The following is an 18,404-nucleotide window of genomic DNA, read 5'->3' as shown; positions in this document are numbered from 1 at the left end:
CCGATCTGGTCGGCGAGATCGACGAGCAGACTCACGACTTCCCCTGGACGTACGGCCGATTCCGCCCGCTACCCGGTTTCGAGCCGCTACGGCCGCTCTTCGTGAATTACAGCGCTGCCGTCGACGCAGGGGACGACGAGGGCATGGAGCGCGCCTACGACGCCGTACGGGGCGCCGTCACGATGACCCATCCGGACGGCCGCCCGGTGGCCGAGTTCTTGTTGAGCATCGAGGACGACGAGGCCGGTTTCCGGTGGCATGACGAGGCGTTCGAGGACGGGTAGCCCGTGCCATTAGCGTGCCATTAGGCCAGGACAACCAAGGTCAACCCAGGCCACCAGGGACCGCCGTGACCAGGCAGCCGGTCCCATGACCTGCCGCCCATCGTCAATTCCCAAGCTGACAGTGCGGGTTCGATTCCCGTCACCCGCTCCAACGCGAAGGCCCTGGTCAGGACTACGGTCCCAACCAGGGCCTTCGATATTCCACGGTCAACGATCACGCCGCGTGCCGGGCTCGGCGCGGTGGCGGGTCATTGGTAGTAGTCCTCGGGGATGCGGATGGTCAGGGTGATGCGGATGCGTTGGCCGTCGAGGTCGTCGCGGCGGTGGACCATGTTGGCCAGGCCGTGGAGGGCTGCGGCGAGTCGGTCCGGGGAGTCGTTGAGGTTGATGTGCAGCGGCTTGAGTCGGTGGGTGCCGAGGAAGAAGCGCTTGAGGGACATCGGGTTACCTCCGGGCCGGGTCGACGCGGGTGCGGATGTGGTCGGCCGGTTCGCTGAGGCAGGCACGGTCAGCAGGTCGAGGGCCTGATCCGAGCGCACCCGCAGCAGCTCGGGCAGGACGGGCAACCTGCCGGAACCGGCCGAGCAGCGGCCCCGCGCACCACCGCCACCACGACGCCTCATCGCGCCACCGCCACAGCGCCGACACCGCCGACGCCAGCACCAGCGGCACGACCAGACCCGACCAACCATGCTTGGCGTAGAGGACGACGGCGGCCACGGTCAGGCCCACGGTGACCGGTTGACGCACGCCGGTGGACGGGGCGAACCGGTACTGACCCACGTCGTATCGAGGCTGACTCGGGGCAGGCGAACGCCTACGCTTGGACACGTCACTACCTCTCTCGTCACGAGCAGGGGGAAGAGACAGAGGGCGGGGCTGCCGTCCGCCAAGACCTGACAGCCCCGCCCCCACCTGATGCGGCTACGCCGCCGCCTTCTGCTTGCCGGCCACACCAGGCCGTGACGATCGCCAGGGTGGTCGGGCGCCGTCGAGCTTTTGGCGATCGGCTGCCGCACCGGCTACGCCGGCTTGCCCTCGACCTCCCTGGCCGCCCACACCGCGCCGGACCTGACTGCCCTAGCGCCGCCTACCCTGTCGCGGTGGACGCGGACAGGGTGTGGCGGCTGTACCACCGCGCCGATCTGGTCGGCGAGATCGACGAGCAGACTCACGACTTCCCCTGGACGTACGGCCGATTCCGCCCGCTACCCGGTCTCGTGCCGCTACGGCCGTCTTCGTCGCCTACAGTGCTGCCGTCGACGCAGGAGACGACGAGGGCATGGAGCGCGCCTACGACGCCGTGCGGGCCGCCGTCACGATGACCCACCCGGACGGCCGCCCGGTGGCCGAGTTCTTGTTGAGCATCGAGGACGACGAGGCCGGTTTCCGGTGGCATGACGAGGCGTTCGAGGACGGGTAGCCCGTGCCATTAGCGTGCCATTAGGCCAGGACAACCAAGGTCAACCCAGGCCACCAGGGACCGCCGTGACCAGCCGCCAGTCCCGTGACCTGCCGCGCCACCTGTCCTGTTGTTCCTCTTCGACCACCATGACGTGCATGGTGACTGACCGGCGCACACCGATCCCCCCCCCGTTACCTTTTTGATCGTCCCCAGCCGGGGACTCCTCGGTCGCCCGGCCCGGTATGACTGTCTGCCCCTGTCGTTCGGATGATCCGGGGGGGTGTTGTCGCCGGGTCGGGTGGCGTCGGCGGACCGCTGATAGGGACACGGCCACCCGTGTTCGGGTAGGTCTCTTCGTAACGTGGCTGCCGGCAGTCCGACGCCCAGACCAGCGGCCGAGGCCACGCGGCGAGGTGTGGAGGCAGGCAGGTGAACAACGGGTACGGCGTCTTCCTCGGCTTGGACGTCGGCAAGGAAGGCCATCACGCGGTCGGGCTGGCCCCGGACGGCACACGGTTGCACGATGCGCCGCTGCCGAACACTGAGGCCAGGCTGCGGCAGTTGTTCGACAAGCTGGCCCGCCACGGCCCGGTGTTGGTGGTGGTCGACCAACCTGCCTCGATCGGCGCCCTGCCCGTCGCGGTGGCACGAGCGGTCGGGCATCAGGTCGCCTACCTGCCCGGCCTGGCCATGCGACGCATCGCTGACCTGCACCCCGGCACCGCGAAGACCGACGCCCGCGACGCCTACGTCATCGCCGACGCCGCCCGCACCCTGCCCCACACGCTGCGGCGCGTCGACACCGGTGACGAGACCCTGGCCGAGTTGGAAGTCCTCGTCGGCTTCGACGACGACCTCGCCGGCGAGGCCACCCGGGTGTCCAACCGCATCCGTGGGCTACTCACCCAGATCCATCCGGCCCTGGAACGGGTCCTCGGCCCGAAGGTCCACCACAAAGCCGTCCTGGAACTGCTGTCGCGCTGCGGGGGACCCGCCGGGCTCCGCAAAGCCGGCCGCCGGAAACTGACCTCGATCGCCACCGCCCACGCACCCCGCATGGGCGACCGACTCGCCGCGCAGATCATGACCGCCCTCGACGAACAGACCGTCACCGTCCCCGGCACCACAGCGGCCGAGACGATCCTGCCCCGCCTGGCCGACAGCCTCCGCGACGTCCTACGCCAGCGTGATCAGGTCGCTGCCGAGGTCGAGAGGATGCTCGATGCGCACCCTCTCGCCCCGGTCCTGACCTCGATGCCCGGCATCGGCGTCAGGACCGCAGCCCGGATCCTGCTCGAAGTCGGCGACGGCACCGCCTTCCCGACCCCAGGCCACCTCGCCGCCTACGCCGGCCTGGCACCCGTGACCCGACGCTCCGGCACCAGCATCCGCGGCGAACACCCACCCAGAGGCGGCAACAAGAACCTCAAACGCGCGTTCTTCCTCGCCGCGTTCGCCGCTCTGGCCGACCCCACCAGCCGCGCCTACTACGACCGCAAACGCGGCGAAGGCAAACGCCACAACGCCGCCCTCATCTGCCTCGCCTGCCTCGCCCGCGCCGCTGCGACGTCCTCCACGCCATGCTCCGCAACAAGATTCCCCTACCAACCCCGCCCCGCGACACCCATCACCGCTTGACGAAACCCATAGGGACACCCCCCCCGGCGAGGACCGACCCGACCATTTCAACGCCGTCGCGCCCGCCCGGAACGCTTCCCAGATGGTCGGGCCTTCCCCCGGCCAGCACTTACCGCCCGACGACCACTTTCCCGCCCGACCGATTCCTGCCCCGCCTCCTCGCCCCGCCGGCCCCGCCGGTACGTGAGGTAACCGATGATCGCCGTCCCCAACGCCGCCGCCCCCGTACCCGCGCCAACGAGGAACTTGCCCGCCCCGCCCAACACCACGCCGGTACGGTGCGCGAAGGTGTCTTTCACGTCAACAGCCAGGTTGAAATAGCGAGTTGGAAACAAGGCGACATTGGAGTCGCCCCGCAGGGTCGTCACACTGATTTGGAAGTTCAGCCTGCTTGCGTTCTTGGCCGTCACAGACCAACGCCACTCGGCCACATCGCTCTTCGCGGTGATCACCTGTTCGGCAGGGCCCGCAGCGACCACCACCGCGTCCCCACCGTACGAGGTCAGTTTCACCTGCACCCGACCACCCACCTTCACCGCCCCGAGCGGCACATCCTTCGAAGCGCCTGCCTTCTCGGCAGGGGCGGGGGCTGCTGGTGCCGAACCACTGGACAGCCCGCCAGCGAACGGGGCGATGTCGCAAACCCGTTGTTCGTTGCCGCAGACGGCCAAGGCCAGGGGAAACGACTTGCCCACTTCAACATGCTGGTGAAGCCGGGCCGAGGCGGTACCGCTGTAAAGAGCATTGCGGTCGACTCGTAGAGTCTTCATATATTCGCCATGCTCATTATCCACCTCCACCCCCGGTGACGGCTTCCACACGCTTGGAGGGGTGGGGCGCGGTGTCGTCAACGACGTGTCCTGCCCGCTCGGAGACACTGTGGGCTCCGGTCGAGGAGTATCGGTGCGAAACTCGTACGACATAGTGTCTAGAATTAGTATCAATCCTCCCAACAGCACGCCGAGCCATGCGGCGATTAGAGACAGCCGTGTGACGCCGCTTACGTCCTGCTCGGCTAGCTTCACCGCCGCCTCCTCGCGTTTGCCTGTCGAGCCACGGTAGACGTGGTCGTGGTGGGGTTCCATCCATCGTGCGGACCAGGTTCAACAACGATCGGAGCACCGATTTTTGCCCATCGTCAATTCCCAAGCTGACAGTGCGGGTTCGATTCCCGTCACCCGCTCCACGCACGGAAGCCCCGGTCAGGACCAATGGTCCGCCGGGGCTTCCGTGGTTCTAGGTCATGCTGAAACAGGGACGGGCCGTTAGCTCGCCTCGGCGGCCGGTCCGTCGCCCTCGGCGACCCGCTTGACCTTGTGCTGGCTCGGCTTGCGCCGGGCAGCCTTGACTGCCTTCTCGTCACCCGATCTCCGTCGGATGTCGTTGCTCACAAGCCGTGAACTGTAGTGAGATCATCCAACGCCAGGCGGTACCACGTGTCTCGGATGAAGGCGTGTAGATCGGGACCCCGGCATGTGTAGCGCAGGCGCTGTGCCTCCATCCCGTCTGGGAGGACGATCCGGCCCTGCCAACCTGCGGACTCGACGCCTTGGCGGCTGAGGCGAAGCGGCGTCACGAGGTCGTACTCCGGACCCCATCCGCCGATCAGCACGCCCTCTGCACCGTCCACCAGGAGGCAATTCGCTGATCGGTAGGGCGCGGGACCCAGGTCTCTCGGAACGTCGCCCGCGACAGAGATCAGGTGGAAGTCGGTGTACGGGCAGCAGTACGCGTCCTCCCCATGGACGTTGAGCGTGTAGCAGTCGAATATAGAGGGGAGGCCAGCGTTGACCGGGTAGAGCCAGTCGGGGACGAGTTCGCCCGTGAAGCGGGCGAGGCCGTGAGTCTGAGGGCCGCTTCCGGCCATTGCTTCATCGAAGTAGCCGACCCACATATCGCCCGAGGGCGTCGTCAGGAGTTCTTCGATGGCATCACCGAGGTGGCCGGCACGAACGAGGTGGCCCTCGCTGGTCCATATCTGCGCGTTGGGTGGGGCGTCCGGTCGGCTTCGGGCGGCTGCGAGTAGGAGCTGCCCGCCGGGCAGCGGCTGAACGAAGGACACCTTCAGGGGCGTCTCGACGGTCGCCGAGGTGACGATGGCGGTGCCACCTGCGTGGGACGTCACCTGCTTCCGCTCGGCGACTTGGCGGTGTGGCCAGACAGCGAAGGCCGTTCCATCCGATCCCACGCCGACCGCCTCGGGCTCGGACTGCCACTCGTAGAGATCCGTTGGCTTGAGATATCCATGGTGCTTGAGCGCCAGGACAGGAAGTTTCAGGACCTCCAACCGTCGCCTGAGGCTGGCTCGATTGCGCTCTGCATGGGTTTTCCTCATCGCTAGGCATCATCCGACACGAGGCAAGCCGTTTGAGGAAGCGGCGGCGCTCGGCGCCGCTTGACCGCCTGCCCGAACGCCGGCCCCGGCCCCGGCCCGGAAGGATCCGTCCGAGTAGCCGGAACCCCCCGCACGAGCGGTGAGGCACAACTATTTCTCCGGACGGTGCAACTCTCCGGACGGGTGGCTCCGTTCTACCTCCGTCACAGGGAGGCAGTCGAAGTGAAAGCCGAAGACGAGCAGTTGTTCCGCGAGTTCGTGACGTCAGAGATGGCGTCGCTGCGCAAGCTGGCGTACGTGACCTGCGGCGACTGGCACACGGCTGAGGACGCCGTGGCCAACGCGCTGATCAAGCTTTACCCCCGCTGGCGGAAGCTGGACCGGCCCGATCTCTACGCCAAGACCATGGTCTACCGGGCCGCGATCGACGAGACCCGTCGGTCCTGGCGGCGCGAGCGGTCGGCGGGCGACGCCATGCCGGAGGTCACGGTGGGCGACTCGGCCGGTGCGACCGACGAGCGGATGCGCCTGCGGGTAGCACTTCGCACCGTGCCGGCCCGGCAGCGGGCGGCGGTCGTGCTCCGGCACTACCTGGGTCTGAGTTTGGAGGACACCGCCGGCGTCCTCAACTGCACGGTGGGCACGGCCAAGAGCCAGGTCTCCCGCGGCTTGGCGAAGCTGCGCGAGTCACTGGCCGACGAACGCATCGATCTCAGCGGGAAGCCGATGGAGGAGTGGACCAATGCAGTTGCATGATCTGGTGGACGCCGTGACGGGCGACGAGCCGCCGATGGCCCGAACCGCCGACGACATCATCTTGGCGGGCCGGCGGGCCGAGCGGCGTCGTCGGGCCGGGCTTGCGTCGGCCGGCGCGGCCGGCCTCGTCGTGGTCGCGGTCGCGGGCGCGTTCCTGCTGCCGACCCTGGGTGCCGAGCAGGGCACGCCGGCCCCGGCCGGCGCGGCGTCGTCCAAGGCCGGCGCGGTCGAGTGGCCCGAGGCCGCGCCGTTCACCTTCACCTTCAAGGGGTACGACGCGGGCACGCTGCACGTGCAGGATCCGATCGTGGCGTCCACCGCGTACCAGATCGCCTCCGTCTACTCGGACGGCCACACCTCGAACGACAAGCCCATGACCAAGGACGAGGTCGAGGCTCAGGGCGACATCATCGAGCAGAAGAAGGAGGCCCTCGGGGCGAAGCCGAGCCTGTGGGCGTACCTGACCGTCTACCGACCGGGTGCCTTCAACCCCGCCGGGATCAAGGACGGCAGGAACGTCACCGTGGCCGGGCGCAAGGCCGTGCAGGCGACACTGCCGGTCGGCCTCGACGCCCAGAAGCGGCCGGACCGGGGCAACAAGCTGTTCGCCTGGGAGTACGCCGACAACGCGTGGGCGGCCGTCACGTCGTACTCCGGCGACGAGGCCACCCCGAGCTTCGAGGAGCTGGGCGGCCTGGTCGAGGGCCTGAAGCCCAGCCCGGCGACGCCGGCCCGGGTGCCGTTCACGGTGGGCTACGTTCCGGAAGGTTACGCGCCGCTGCAGATCGGCACGCATGCCATGCCGGGCCTCAGCGGCATCGCCACGGCCCGCGCCGGTGACTACGGCGGCGCGACGTACACCAAGCCGGCGGCGTCCATCTCGGGCCTGACCGCGCCGTACGACGCGGGCGAGGGCACCATCAAGGACGGGTTCCACATCTTCGTGACGCCGAGCACCAGCTCGAACCAGGATCCGGAGCCCGGCGCGACGAAGTGCTACAAGGTGTCCGACCGGCGCGCCGGAGGACGCGGAAGCGGCGGCTTCTGCAACATCTGGAGCGCCGACGGAAATGTCGTCCTCCAGGTCAGCACCGGTGGCCTCGGCAATCGGCTGCCGCAGTCCGAGCTGGAGAAGATCGCCAAGGGGATCAGGGTCGCCGACGTCATGGACGAGTCGAGCTGGACCCCTGCGGCGGACGCCCTCCGGCCGTAAAGATCAGCGCCGGGGACCACCGGCGGCGGCGTTGCGCGGTTCGGGCGACGCTCTACCTTCGGTCGGCTCCGGGCCGGGCACAAAATGATCTCGGGCACCTGCCGGCGGTTCCGGCAGGTGCCCGTGTCCGGCCGTCCCCGCAGACCCGGCAGTCTCGCTAACTCCTCGGCTCGTACGTCATGGCGACCGCCCCCGTCGAGAGTTCGAGCCGGTTCACGAGCTTCAGGTCGACGTGTTCCGACAGCCCCGCGAAGAGCGTCCGCCCGTGACCCACCAGCCTGGGGTGCACCACGAACTCGTACTCGTCGATCAGGCCCAGCTCGGCCAGCGCCATCGGCAGGGTGACGCCGCCGACGTAGATGCCCTTGCCCGGCTCCCGCTTGAGCCGCTCGACCTCCGTCGCCAGATCCCCGCGCAGCAGCTCCGCGTTCCAGTCGACCTGGTCCAGGGTGGTCGACACGACGTACTTCTTGGCGGCGTCGATGGTGTGGGCGAAGGGTGCCGTCCAGTCCGGCATGGCGCCCGGCCACGCCGGTGGCCGCCACGCCACCTCCATCAGCTCGTAGGTGACCCGCCCCAGCAGGAGAGCGTCGGCCCGCTGCAGAGTCGCCGTCGCGTGCCGATGCGTCTCCGCGCTGGCGGGGAGCGCCCGGTGATCGCAGCAACCGTCGAGGGAAACGTTGATCGAATAACGAAGAGGCCGCATCGCGCGACCGTACCGCCGACCCCCGACATCGGAGGGCCGTTACCGAAAGACATCGAATGAGCCCGGTCCGCGCGAGGTGCGACCGCCGGCACCCGATGAAGCATCCCGCGTGGGCGTTCGACGCGTGGCGATCGGTGAGGCGTTCGCTCGACCAGCGGGCGACGAACTAGAGGAACAGGCAGAACGGGTGGCCGGCCGGATCGAGGATGACCCGTACGTCGTCCTGGGGTTGGAAGTCCGCCACGGTGGCGCCGCAGGTCACCGCGTACGCCGAGGCCGCTTCGAGGTCGTCGACCTGGATGTCGAGGTGAAGCATCATCTGCGGGTCTCCGGGGCCGGCCGGCCAGACCGGCCGCACGTACGCCGACTCGGCCTGGAAGGCCAGGCCGGCGCCGCCGCCCGGCGGGCGCAGCTCGACCCAGTGCGGCTCGTCGTCGTGCCGCGACCAGCCGAGCAGGCGTTCGTAGAACGCGGCGAGCTCCTGGGCGTCGGGCGAGTCGAGCACGGTGCAGGAGAAGGTAAACCGGGGCCGTTCCGTCATACCGGCGACCGTACCCATTTTCCGTCTTTCCCGCGCACCCGTCACGGGTCGGTGGCGAGGCGGGCGTGCAGGTGCATGTCGTGCCAGCCGTCGGCGTGGAGCCCCTCGCCGCGCTTCGTACCCTCGGCGGTGAAGCCGGCCCGCCGCGCGACCCGGCAGGAGGCGGCGTTGGCCGTGGAATGGGTCAGCTCCACGCGGTGCAGGCCCAGGGTGCCGAACGCCCAGGCCGTCACCGCCGCCAGCGCCCGTGGGGCGACGCGCCGCCCGCGCGCGGCCGGCAGCACCCAGTACGACACCTCCGCGAGCCCGTCGGCGAGCACGAGCCGGCGAAGGCTCAACTGCCCGACCAGCTCACCGGCGTCGAGCACCGCCCACCCGGCCCCGGTCTCCGCCCGCCACCGGCCGGCCCAGCCGGCGATCCAGTCGCGCGCCTCGGCGTCGGTCATCGACCGGCAGTGCCACCGCCGGATCGCGGGATCGGCGTACGCGGAGACGACGGCCGGGCGGTCCGCCGGCTGCCAGGGCCGCAGCAGTACGCCGTCGGCGGCGAGCTCGGGCTGGGCGAGCTCCGCCAGCGTGCCCGCTGCAACGACGGGCGCGGCGAGGTAGGGCATTTGTCGACTGTAGAACGGCGGTGGCCGCCGCCGATGCCCTTGGCGCGCCGGTGATCAGCAGGCACCGTGCCGTCAGCGTCAGCGGACGAACGTGAAGAGCTTCGCGTCGGCGTCCAGCGGTTGCGGCGTCCCGGTGAAGCGGTGCGCGCCGACGGCGAAGAGCACCCCGTCCGGCGCGTGGAACGCCCGCTCCACGAAACCCGCGTCGCGCAGCCAGCCGCGTACCGCCGGGGTCAGGTCGGGGGCCCGCCGGGTCCGCGTCCAGATCACCGTGGCGTCGGCCGCGCAGAGCCGCGGCAGCGCGGCCACGGTCCGGCGTACGTCGGCGTCGGTGACGTTGCCGAGCACGCCGGCCAGCAGCACCAGGTCGGCGGGGACCGCCCCCGCGTACGCCGCCAGCCGGCCGGCGTCGGCCTGCCGGACGGTGACGCCGGTCAGCCCGGCGCGGGCGGCGGCGAAGCGGGCGGCGGCCACGTTGCCGGCGTCGTACTCGATCAGGGTGGCGCGGACCCGGTGCGCGTCGGGGCGCGCGGCGAGCGTGCCGATGAGGTCGTGGCCCTGGCCGGCGCAGGCGCTGACCACCGTCAGCGGCCCGTCGGGGCGGGCGTCCAGCCAGGCGGCGATCTCGCTGCGGACCAGGCGCAGGCGCCGGGACAGGGGCGAGTTCTCGTCGGCGTACGGCTCGTGCCACGCCTGCCAGTCGGTCGGGGTCACCACCCGCCGAGGATGCCACGGCGACGCGGGAACGCGGGATCCGTGCGGCTCGGGGAGACTGGCCGGATGCGGGTGGAGGACGAGATCCGGGCGATGGTGGCGGCGTTGCCGCCGGGCGACGAGCTGGAGGCCCGCCATCGGGCGGAATGCCTCGACTGGCTGGCCTCGACCGACGACATCTTCCGGCGGGCGAAGCCGCGTACGCCGTCGCCGCACCTGGTCGCGTACTTCCTGCTGCGCGACGACCACGACGGCGCGCTCCTGCTGGTCGACCACCGCAACGCGGGGATGTGGCTGCCCACCGGCGGGCACGTCGAGCCCGGCGAGCACCCCACCGACACGGTACGCCGCGAGGTGGTGGAGGAGCTGGGCGTGCCGGCGGTCTTCGCGCCCACCCACGGCGAGCGCCCGGCGTTCCTGACGGTGACCACGACGGTGGGCCGGCCCGAGGACCGGCACGTCGACGTGAGCCTCTGGTACGTGCTCAGCGGTCGCCGCGACCAGCCGCTCACGCCCGACCCGGCGGAGTTCCGCGAGGTCCGCTGGTGGACGCCGGACGAGGTACGGGCCGCCGCCGCAGGCACCGTCGAGCCGCACCTGACCCGGCTGCTGTCCCGGCTCTGAACCCATCCCCGGGCGGGGCAGGCCGTAGCCTGGCGGTCATGCGGATTGGCATCGTGATCCTGCCGGACCAGCGCTGGTCGGTGGCGCAGCGCCGCTGGCGGCAGGTGGAGGAGTGGGGCTTCGACCACGCCTGGACGTACGACCACCTGGGCTGGCGGGACCTGGTCGACGGGCCCTGGTTCGACTCGATGGCCACGCTGACCGCCGCCGCCACGGCGACCTCCCGCATCCGGCTCGGCACCCTGGTCGCCTCGCCCAACTTCCGGCACCCGGCGGCGTTCGCCCGGCAGGTCACCGCCCTCGACGACATCTCCGGCGGCCGGTTCCTGCTCGGCCTCGGCGCGGGCGGCATCGGCTTCGACTCGACCGTGCTCGGCGGGGAGACGCTGTCGCCGCGCCAGCGCGTCGACCGGCTCGCCGAGTTCGCCGAGCTGCTCGACCTGATCCTGCGCGACGACGGGACGACCTGGCGGGGCGAGTGGTTCGCCGCCGTGGACGCCCGGAGCAACCCGGGCTGCGTGCAGGCGCCCCGGGTGCCGTTCGTGATGGCCGCCAACGGCCCCCGCTCGATGCGGCTGGCGGCCCGGTTCGGGCAGGGCTGGGTGACGATCGGCGCGGGCGGTGACGACCTGGAGGGCTGGTGGGGCACCGTCGCCGACATCTCCGCCGGGATGGACCGCACGCTGGCCGAGGCCGGCCGCGACCCGGCCACCCTGGACCGTTACCTCTCCCTCGACTCCGCCCCGGTCTTCTCGCTGAGCAGCGCGGACTTCTTCGCCGAGCAGGTCGGGCGGGCCGCCGCGCTGGGCTTCACCGACGTGGTGACGCACTGGCCCCGGGCCAGCAGCTGGTACGCCGGTGACGAGGCGATCCTGGTCGACGTGGCCACCCGGCTGCTGCCCGAGCTGCAACGCCTGCCCGGCTCCTGAGCCGATCCGCCGCCCGCCGCCACCTACCCGCCGCCGCCTGCCTGCGTCACTGGAGGTGCCGGGGGCGCTACGGTGTCGACAGGTCGAGGCGGTGAGGAGCGGGGCGATGGCGGATCGGCGGGCGGTGCTCATCCCGGGGCGGGGCTACGACACCCGTGCGCCGCTGCTGGCGTACGTCGGGGAGGCCCTGCGGCGGATCGGCTTCGGCACCCACGAGATCAGCTGGCAGGTCCCGCCGGACCTGGGCCTGGACCGGGCGGCCCCCTGGGTGGCCGAGCAGGTCGCCCCGGCGCTGACCGAGCCGACGGACCTGCTGGTCGCCAAGTCCCTGGGCAGCTTCGCGGCCCCGATCGCCGCCCAGCGTGGGCTGGCGGCGGTCTGGCTGACCCCACTGCTGCACCGGGCCGACGTGGCGGAGCCGCTGGCGCGGGCGACGGCGCCGTTCCTGCTGGTCGGCGGGACCGCCGACGACGCCTGGGACGGCGCGGCGGCCCGCCGGCTCACCCCGCACGTGCTGGAGATCGACGGGGCCGACCATGGGTTGCTGGTGCCCGGCCCGCTGGCCCGCTCGGCCGAGGTGCTGGGCCGGGTCTGCACGGCCGTCGAGCGCTTCCTCGGCTGACCGGGCGCTGACCGGCCGGCGTCGGGCGGTGTAGTCGGCCGGCGGGCGGTGAGCCGGCGGGGCGGGGGTTCAGATGAGCTGCCCGGCGTAGCCGGCCGCCGCCAGGACCCGCTCGTCGCCGGTCGCCGCGTGGGCGTCGAGCACCGCGTCGGCCAGCTTCACCACGTGCGCGTCGCCGTGCCGGGCGGCGCGGTCGAAGACCTCGGCCGGGGTGCCGGGGGTCACCGCCGGGGGCGCGCTGCCGGCCGGGTCGGCGTACACGGCGGTCACCGCCGCCGTCGCGGACCAGGCCGCGGCGAGGCTCGCCGCCCAGAGGCCGGCGTCCCGCAGGTCGGGGTCCAGCGCCGGCAGGACGCGACTCACCGCCGTCGGCGCGGTCACCGCGTGCACCAGCATGACCGGCTCGGCGTGCCCGTACCGCAGGTAGTCCAGGCCGGCCCGGTGCGCCAGCTCAACGAGCCCCCGCTGCGCCTCGGCGGGGGTCCGCGCGGGCCGCAGCGCCGCCAGCGAGGCCGACCAGTCTGGTACGTCGGGCAGCCGCGCCAGCCGGTCGCGGATGCCGCCGGTGCGGTCGGCGATCCGGGGCAGCCCGGCCAGCGCGGCGGCCACCCCGAGCCGCCGGGCTGGCTCGTCGTCCCCGAGCTGCGCGGCGTCCCCGAGCTGCGCGGCGTCCCCGGTCTGCGCGGCGTCCCCGAGTTGCGCGGCGTCGCGGGTTCGCTCGGCGTCCCGGGTTCGCGGGTCGGTCGCGTCGACACCCGGCACCGGCTGCCAGCGGGCGGTCCAGTAGCCGAGCGCCTGGCCCAGCTCGGTGAGCCGGACCGGGCTGGCCTCGTCGGCGCGCAGCGCCCGCACGGCGTGCCCCATCCGGATGACGCCGTGGGTGGCACCGGCGGCGATGCCGGGCAGCAGGCGGGGCCACCAGGTGCCCAGGACCTCCCGCCAGGGGCGTTCGCGCAGTTCCCGGTCGAAGTGCGCCAGCCAGTCGCCGGAGCGTTTCGGGTCGCCGAGGGCGTCGCGCCAGTCGTCGATCGGTCGGAGACCGCGCGGCAGCTCGTCCAGGCGGCCCAGGTAGGCGTCCAGCCAGCGGTGCACCCGGTCTGCGTGCCCGTGCCGGATCAGCGCCTCGGCCGCCATCGGCCCGTGGTTGGAGAGCCAGCCCTCGTACTCGGGGCCGGTGCGGTGCAGTCGTCCGTACGCCTCGTTCAGAATCCCGTCGTCCATGCCTCGGATCGTCGAACATGAAGTTCGCTTCAGGTCAATAGGCGTGAACGTCGCGTCGACGGGCGGGGGTCAGTCGAGTCGGGCGGCGTCGAGCAGGGCGCGTACCCGCAGGTCGGCGGCGACGGCGGGCGGGCAGTCGGCGACCACGGCGGAGGTGCCGAGCACCTCGGCGCCCCGGGCGGCGCAGATCGCGTACAGGGCGTGGAGTTGGGCGCCGGTGGCCACCCAGTCGTCGACCACCAGCACCCGGTCGTCGGGGCCGAGGTGCCGGTCCCGTACGCCCAGCTCGACCCGGCGGCCCCGGAAGTCCGGCGGGCTCTGCGCCCAGGTCGTCGCCCCGGCCGGGACGCGCCCGTCCCCCGCCTTCTGGGCCGGCACGAAGCCCACGCCGAGCGCGGTCGCGGCGAGCGGGCCGAGCAGTACGCCGGTGACCGCCGGGGCGAGGACGACCGTCGGCCGGGCGGCCCGGAACGGCGCGGCCAGGGCCGGCCCGAGCGCGGCCAGGACCGCCGGGTCCCGCCACCAGCCGGAGACGTCGCTGACCAGGTGGGCGCTCTGCGGGCCGGGATCGACCCAGCGGAACAGCTCGACGAGTCGTTCGGTCAGCTCAGCGGGCATGTCACCCATCCTGGCGGGCCGTCGCCGGCCGGGCCGAGCGGGCCACCCGGCCTCGGATGATCGGCTACACGTATGCGGTTAAATCACCTCATATCACATGATCACGTTGACTTCGGAAGTGCTTCTCTCGTTACGGTCCGACGCGGTTCCTGCTCCCCGACGAAAGGACCGGCCCGTGGCTGGTAGGCACTCCCGCATCCGCATGTTCACCTCGCCGACCGGCATCGCGGCCACCGCCGCCGTCGGCGTCGCGCTCGCCGTCGGCGGGACCGTCGGCGCCGTCCAGCTCGCCTCCGGCGAGTCGGCCACCCCCCGCCCGACCGTCGCGGAGATCCCGGCGAGCGTCCCGGCCGCGCCCTCGACGCCGCCGAGCCCCAGCCTGTCGCCGAGCGCCGACCCGTCGCCCACGGCCACCGCCGAGCCGCAGGCGGGCCGGAGCCAGGCCGCCTCGCGGGGCAAGGCCCGCACCGCCGCCCCGAAGCCGGCGGCCACGACGAAGAAGCCGGCCGCCACGACGAAGAAGGCGGCCCCGACCAGCCAGGTGGTCGACAGCGGCTCCTGCGGCGCCTCCTTCTACGCCGACGGGCAGCTCACCGCCAACGGGGAGACCTTCGACCCCGACGCGCTGACCGCCGCCCACAAGACCCTGCCCTTCGGTACGAAGGTCCGGGTGACGAACCCGGGCAACGGTGAGTCGGTCACCGTCCGGATCAACGACCGGGGCCCCTTCATCGACGGGCGCTGCATCGACCTGTCCCGGGCCGCCTTCGCGGCCATCGCCTCGGTCGACGTCGGCGCGCTGACCGTGAAGTACGAGGTCCTGCGCTGATCCGTCGACCGAGGCGGCCCCGAGCGGGCCCGACGGTGCCGATCAGCCCGCTGGCGCGGCCCGGCCGGGCAGAACATCCTCGAACGACGGGCCAGGCGGATTCACCCGCCCAACTCCATCAGTCATGCTGTCCCTCGTACGCACCCATGCCTTTCAGTCGGGCCGAGGCCCGCTGAGCCCCGGATCCCGCGCCGGCCTCGGCGCGGCCCTCGCGCTGCTCGCGATCGTCTCCGCGGTGGAGTCGGCCGACGGCCGGCCGGCGCACTACATCGCGCTGATGGTCGCCGCGCCCTTCCTCGCCGCCGCGCTCGCCTCCTGGCGGGTCGTGCTCGGGGTGGGGGTCATGGCCACCGCCATCGGGTCCACCTTCGCCCTCATGGAGCCGGGAATGTCGCTGGTCACGGCGGTCAACGTGGCCGGCATCGCGCTGTCCACCGCGATCGCGGCGGTGGTGGCCGCCGTGCGGCAACGGCAGGCCGAGCAGATCGCCGAGCTCTCCAAGCTGGCGACGGTGGCCCAGCAGGCGGTGCTGCGCCCGCTCGGCCCGCAGGTGGGCACCCTGGCGGTGGCCGGGCGCTACATCTCCTCGACCGCGACCGCCGTCATCGGCGGCGACCTGTACGAGGCGATCGACACCCCGTACGGCGTCCGCATGATCATCGGCGACGTACGGGGCAAGGGGCTGGACGCCGTCCGGCTGGCCAGCATCGTGCTCGGCTCCTACCGGCACGTGGCGTACGAGCGGGCCGACCTGCGGGCCGTGGTGACCGACCTGGACCGGGCGGTGGCCCGCAACGTCGGCGACGAGGACTTCGTGACCGCCGCCCTGGTGGAGGAACGCGGCGGGACGTTGACCATCGTCAACTGCGGCCACCCGCCGCCGCTGCTGCTGCGCCGGGGCCGGGTGATCTCGCTGGATCCGCCCGCGCCGGCCCCGCCGTTGGGCTTCATGCCGGTGGTCCGGCCCCGGGTCGAGCGCCTGGAGCCCGGTGACCGGCTGCTGCTGTTCACCGACGGCCTGGGCGAGGCCCGCCGGGACGGCGAGTTCTTCCCGACCGCGGACCGGGCCTGGCGGCTGCTGGGCCACGGGACGGTCGGCGACGGGTTGGCCTCGCTGGAGACCGCCCTGGTCGAGTGGGTCCACGGCCGGCTCGACGACGACATCGCCCTGGTCCTGATGGAGTACGCCGGCCCGAGCAGCGTGGCGACCGCCCCGGTGCCGAGCTGGGAGGTCGGCGCCGCCGAGGCATGAGGGCCCGGCGGCCCGGCGACGGGCGGGACAGGTGAAGCTCCGGTGTGTAATTGCCGTCACTTCTGGCGTTGGGTTGTCCGTGGCTACCGGCGAGTAATACAGTCGGGGTTACTGATCGGTAACGCCTGTCCGGAAGCGGGGCCAGCAGCATGACCCACTACAAGAGCAACCTGCGGGATCTCGAGTTCAACCTGTTCGAGGTCTTCGGGGCGGACCGCACATTCGGTCAGGCACCGTTCTCGGATCTCGACGTCGACACGGCGCGCAGCATCCTCGCCGAGATGGACCGCCTCGCCCGCGAGGACCTGGCCGCCAGCTACACCGACAGCGACCGCAACCCGCCGGTCTTCGACCCGGCCACCCACACCGCCCCGCTGCCCGAGTCGTTCAAGAAGTCGTTCCGGGCCTACATGGACGCCGAGTTCTGGCGGCTGGACCTGCCCTCCGTGCTGGGCGGCACGAACGCCCCGCGCGCGTTCTGGTGGTCCCTCGGCGAGCTGGTCCTCGGCGCGAACGCTCCCGTCTGGATGTACGCCTCCGGCCCGTCCTTCGCGCACGTGCTGCACGTCGAGGGCAACGAGGAGCAGAGGAAGCTGGCCCGGCTCCTCGTCGACAAGCAGTGGGGCTCCACGATGGTGCTCACCGAGCCGGACGCCGGCTCGGACGTCGGCGCCGGCCGCACCCGCGCCGTGCCGCAGCCGGACGGCTCGTGGCACATCGAGGGCGTCAAGCGCTTCATCACCTCCGGCGAGCACGACCTGAGCGAGAACATCGTCCACTACGTGCTGGCCCGCCCGGTCGGCGTCGAGGGCGTCGGCGGCCCGGGCACCAAGGGCCTGTCGCTCTTCGTCGTCCCGAAGTACCACTTCGACTCCGAGACCGGCGAGCTGGGCGAGCGCAACGGCGTCTACGCCACCAACGTCGAGCACAAGATGGGCATCAAGGTCTCCAACACCTGCGAGATGACCTTCGGTGAGCACGGCGTGCCGGCGAAGGGCTGGCTGCTGGGCGACAAGCACGACGGCATCCGGCAGATGTTCATGATCATCGAGTACGCCCGGATGATGGTCGGCACCAAGGCCATCGCCACCCTCTCCACCGGCTACCTCAACGCCCTGGAGTACGCGAAGAACCGGGTGCAGGGCGCCGACCTGATCCAGCAGGCCGACAAGACCGCGCCCCGGGTCACCATCACCCACCACCCGGACGTGCGCCGCTCGCTGATGCTGCAGAAGTCGTACGCCGAGGGCCTGCGCGCCCTGGTCTGCTACACCGCCTCCTGGCAGGACCGGGTGACCCTGGCCGAGGCGGCCGGCGACGACGAGGCGACGAAGGTCGCCAAGCGGGTCAACGACCTGCTGCTGCCGCTGGTCAAGGGCGTCGGCTCCGAGCGGGCGTACGAGCTGCTCGGCCACGAGGCGCTGCAGACGTTCGGCGGCTCCGGCTTCCTCCAGGACTACCCCCTGGAGCAGTACGTCCGGGACGCCAAGATCGACACCCTCTACGAGGGCACCACCGCCATCCAGAGCCTCGACCTGATCTTCCGCAAGATCGTCCGGGACAAGGGCAAGGCCCTGCTGACGGTGGCCGGCGAGATCCAGGAGTTCATCACCTCCGAGGGCGGCAACGGCCAGCTCAAGCAGGAGCGGCAGGCGCTGGGCAAGGCGCTCGCCGAGGTCCAGAGCATGGTCGGCGTGCTGACCGGCTGGCTGGGCGAGGCGCAGTCCGGCGACACGCGGGCGCTGCACAAGGTCGGCCTGGCCAGCCGGCGCTTCCTGCTGGCGCTGGGTGACGTGGTCGTCGGCTGGCTGCTCCAGCGTCAGGCCGACGTCGCCCTGCGCGCCCTGGGCGGCGAGGTCTCCGCCGCCGACAAGGCGTTCTACACCGGCAAGGTGGCCGCGGCGAAGTTCTTCGCCCGCGAGGTGCTGCCGAGGATCGGCGCGGACCGGCGGATCATCGAGAACGTCGACCTGGACCTGATGGACCTCCCGGAGGAGGCCTTCTAGGGACATCCTGCGGCACCCGGCGGCCGGCGCGCGCGATGCTCGCCGGCCGCTGCGTGTCCGGGCCGGGTACGGCGTTCGCCGCCCTCGTGCCTCGCCA

General features: G+C 71.8%; 21 protein-coding genes and 1 pseudogene. 11 read left to right on the top strand and 11 right to left on the bottom strand.

Features of this window, described 5'->3' with window-relative positions; genetic code table 11:
• Positions 1-284: hypothetical protein (locus tag ACLQ2V_RS23940; protein WP_425720801.1), on the top strand; the 284-nt coding region annotated here is incomplete at its 5' end.
• 248 nt (positions 285-532) lie between these two features.
• On the opposite strand, the gene ACLQ2V_RS23935 is transcribed toward ACLQ2V_RS23940, so the two are convergent.
• Positions 533-724, bottom strand: a complete 192-nt coding sequence (locus ACLQ2V_RS23935) for a hypothetical protein (protein ID WP_425720800.1) — start codon at positions 722-724, stop codon at positions 533-535.
• A gap of 4 nt (positions 725-728) precedes the next feature.
• Positions 729-1,067: a hypothetical protein gene (locus tag ACLQ2V_RS23930; RefSeq protein ID WP_425720799.1), complete on the bottom strand. Its 339-nt coding sequence runs from the start codon at positions 1,065-1,067 to the stop codon at positions 729-731.
• Positions 1,068-1,566: 499 nt separating this feature from the next.
• Here ACLQ2V_RS23930 and ACLQ2V_RS23925 point away from each other — a divergent pair, with 499 nt between their 5' ends.
• Both ACLQ2V_RS23925 and ACLQ2V_RS23920 read left to right on the top strand, forming a co-directional pair.
• Positions 1,567-1,707, top strand: a complete 141-nt coding sequence (locus tag ACLQ2V_RS23925) for a hypothetical protein (RefSeq protein WP_425720798.1) — start codon at positions 1,567-1,569, stop codon at positions 1,705-1,707.
• A gap of 411 nt (positions 1,708-2,118) precedes the next feature.
• Positions 2,119-3,281, top strand: a pseudogene (locus ACLQ2V_RS23920) (IS110 family transposase); the annotation flags it as partial.
• A 93-nt stretch (positions 3,282-3,374) separates the two neighbouring features.
• Here the strand turns inward: ACLQ2V_RS23920 and ACLQ2V_RS23915 are convergent.
• The 3 genes from ACLQ2V_RS23915 to ACLQ2V_RS23905 all read right to left on the bottom strand — a co-directional run bounded on the left by ACLQ2V_RS23915 (position 3,375) and on the right by ACLQ2V_RS23905 (position 5,614).
• Positions 3,375-4,352, bottom strand: coding sequence for a hypothetical protein (locus tag ACLQ2V_RS23915; RefSeq protein ID WP_425720812.1), 978 nt, complete (start codon positions 4,350-4,352; stop codon positions 3,375-3,377).
• Positions 4,353-4,592: 240 nt separating this feature from the next.
• Positions 4,593-4,718: a hypothetical protein gene (locus tag ACLQ2V_RS23910; protein WP_425720797.1), complete on the bottom strand. Its 126-nt coding sequence runs from the start codon at positions 4,716-4,718 to the stop codon at positions 4,593-4,595.
• A complete protein-coding gene (locus tag ACLQ2V_RS23905) occupies positions 4,715-5,614 on the bottom strand; it encodes a hypothetical protein (protein ID WP_425720796.1) in 900 nt (299 codons plus the stop codon). Before ACLQ2V_RS23905 ends, ACLQ2V_RS23910 begins: the two co-directional genes overlap by 4 nt.
• A gap of 270 nt (positions 5,615-5,884) precedes the next feature.
• Here ACLQ2V_RS23905 and ACLQ2V_RS23900 point away from each other — a divergent pair, with 270 nt between their 5' ends.
• Both ACLQ2V_RS23900 and ACLQ2V_RS23895 read left to right on the top strand, forming a co-directional pair.
• Entirely contained in the window at positions 5,885-6,418 is a 534-nt protein-coding gene (locus tag ACLQ2V_RS23900) for a SigE family RNA polymerase sigma factor (RefSeq protein ID WP_425720795.1), read from the top strand.
• On the top strand, positions 6,405-7,631 hold the full coding sequence (locus tag ACLQ2V_RS23895) for a hypothetical protein (protein WP_425720794.1): 1,227 nt from the start codon (positions 6,405-6,407) through the stop codon (positions 7,629-7,631). Before ACLQ2V_RS23900 ends, ACLQ2V_RS23895 begins: the two co-directional genes overlap by 14 nt.
• 157 nt (positions 7,632-7,788) lie before the next feature.
• Here ACLQ2V_RS23895 and ACLQ2V_RS23890 read toward each other — a convergent pair whose 3' ends face one another.
• The 4 genes from ACLQ2V_RS23890 to ACLQ2V_RS23875 all read right to left on the bottom strand — a co-directional run bounded on the left by ACLQ2V_RS23890 (position 7,789) and on the right by ACLQ2V_RS23875 (position 10,209).
• Positions 7,789-8,337, bottom strand: coding sequence for a dihydrofolate reductase family protein (locus tag ACLQ2V_RS23890; RefSeq protein WP_425720793.1), 549 nt, complete (start codon positions 8,335-8,337; stop codon positions 7,789-7,791).
• Positions 8,338-8,503: 166 nt separating this feature from the next.
• The gene (locus ACLQ2V_RS23885) at positions 8,504-8,878 is read right to left on the bottom strand and encodes a VOC family protein (protein ID WP_425720792.1); all 375 of its coding nucleotides are present in this window, start codon (positions 8,876-8,878) and stop codon (positions 8,504-8,506) included.
• 41 nt (positions 8,879-8,919) lie between these two features.
• The gene (locus ACLQ2V_RS23880) at positions 8,920-9,492 is read right to left on the bottom strand and encodes a GNAT family N-acetyltransferase (protein ID WP_425720791.1); all 573 of its coding nucleotides are present in this window, start codon (positions 9,490-9,492) and stop codon (positions 8,920-8,922) included.
• A 78-nt stretch (positions 9,493-9,570) separates the two neighbouring features.
• Positions 9,571-10,209, bottom strand: a complete 639-nt coding sequence (locus ACLQ2V_RS23875; RefSeq protein WP_425720790.1) for an SAM-dependent methyltransferase — start codon at positions 10,207-10,209, stop codon at positions 9,571-9,573.
• 63 nt (positions 10,210-10,272) lie between these two features.
• On the opposite strand from ACLQ2V_RS23875, the gene ACLQ2V_RS23870 reads away from it, so the two are divergent.
• The 3 genes from ACLQ2V_RS23870 to ACLQ2V_RS23860 all read left to right on the top strand — a co-directional run bounded on the left by ACLQ2V_RS23870 (position 10,273) and on the right by ACLQ2V_RS23860 (position 12,381).
• Positions 10,273-10,830, top strand: a complete 558-nt coding sequence (locus ACLQ2V_RS23870; protein WP_425720789.1) for an NUDIX domain-containing protein — start codon at positions 10,273-10,275, stop codon at positions 10,828-10,830.
• A 38-nt stretch (positions 10,831-10,868) separates the two neighbouring features.
• The gene (locus tag ACLQ2V_RS23865; protein WP_425720788.1) at positions 10,869-11,759 is read left to right on the top strand and encodes an LLM class flavin-dependent oxidoreductase; all 891 of its coding nucleotides are present in this window, start codon (positions 10,869-10,871) and stop codon (positions 11,757-11,759) included.
• 106 nt (positions 11,760-11,865) lie between these two features.
• Positions 11,866-12,381 carry an alpha/beta hydrolase gene (locus tag ACLQ2V_RS23860; RefSeq protein WP_425720787.1) on the top strand — a complete coding sequence of 172 codons (516 nt, stop codon included), beginning with the start codon at positions 11,866-11,868 and terminating at the stop codon, positions 12,379-12,381.
• Positions 12,382-12,450: 69 nt separating this feature from the next.
• On the opposite strand, the gene ACLQ2V_RS23855 is transcribed toward ACLQ2V_RS23860, so the two are convergent.
• Positions 12,451-13,602 (bottom strand): questin oxidase family protein, encoded by a 1,152-nt coding sequence (locus ACLQ2V_RS23855; RefSeq protein WP_425720786.1) that lies wholly within the window; start codon positions 13,600-13,602, stop codon positions 12,451-12,453.
• A 69-nt stretch (positions 13,603-13,671) separates the two neighbouring features.
• Positions 13,672-14,220, bottom strand: a complete 549-nt coding sequence (locus ACLQ2V_RS23850) for a phosphoribosyltransferase family protein (RefSeq protein ID WP_425720785.1) — start codon at positions 14,218-14,220, stop codon at positions 13,672-13,674.
• A 175-nt stretch (positions 14,221-14,395) separates the two neighbouring features.
• Here ACLQ2V_RS23850 and ACLQ2V_RS23845 point away from each other — a divergent pair, with 175 nt between their 5' ends.
• The 3 genes from ACLQ2V_RS23845 to ACLQ2V_RS23835 all read left to right on the top strand — a co-directional run bounded on the left by ACLQ2V_RS23845 (position 14,396) and on the right by ACLQ2V_RS23835 (position 18,307).
• Positions 14,396-15,049: a septal ring lytic transglycosylase RlpA family protein gene (locus ACLQ2V_RS23845; RefSeq protein ID WP_425720784.1), complete on the top strand. Its 654-nt coding sequence runs from the start codon at positions 14,396-14,398 to the stop codon at positions 15,047-15,049.
• Between the two features lie 124 nt (positions 15,050-15,173).
• Positions 15,174-16,301 (top strand): PP2C family protein-serine/threonine phosphatase, encoded by a 1,128-nt coding sequence (locus tag ACLQ2V_RS23840; RefSeq protein ID WP_425720783.1) that lies wholly within the window; start codon positions 15,174-15,176, stop codon positions 16,299-16,301.
• A gap of 149 nt (positions 16,302-16,450) precedes the next feature.
• The gene (locus ACLQ2V_RS23835; protein WP_425720782.1) at positions 16,451-18,307 is read left to right on the top strand and encodes an acyl-CoA dehydrogenase; all 1,857 of its coding nucleotides are present in this window, start codon (positions 16,451-16,453) and stop codon (positions 18,305-18,307) included.
• Positions 18,308-18,404 lie beyond the last annotated feature (97 nt).

This window comes from Micromonospora sp. DT233, from assembly GCF_049841815.1.
Classification (GTDB): Bacteria; Actinomycetota; Actinomycetes; order Mycobacteriales; family Micromonosporaceae; genus Micromonospora.
This window is presented reverse-complemented; position numbering and strand designations above follow the sequence as displayed.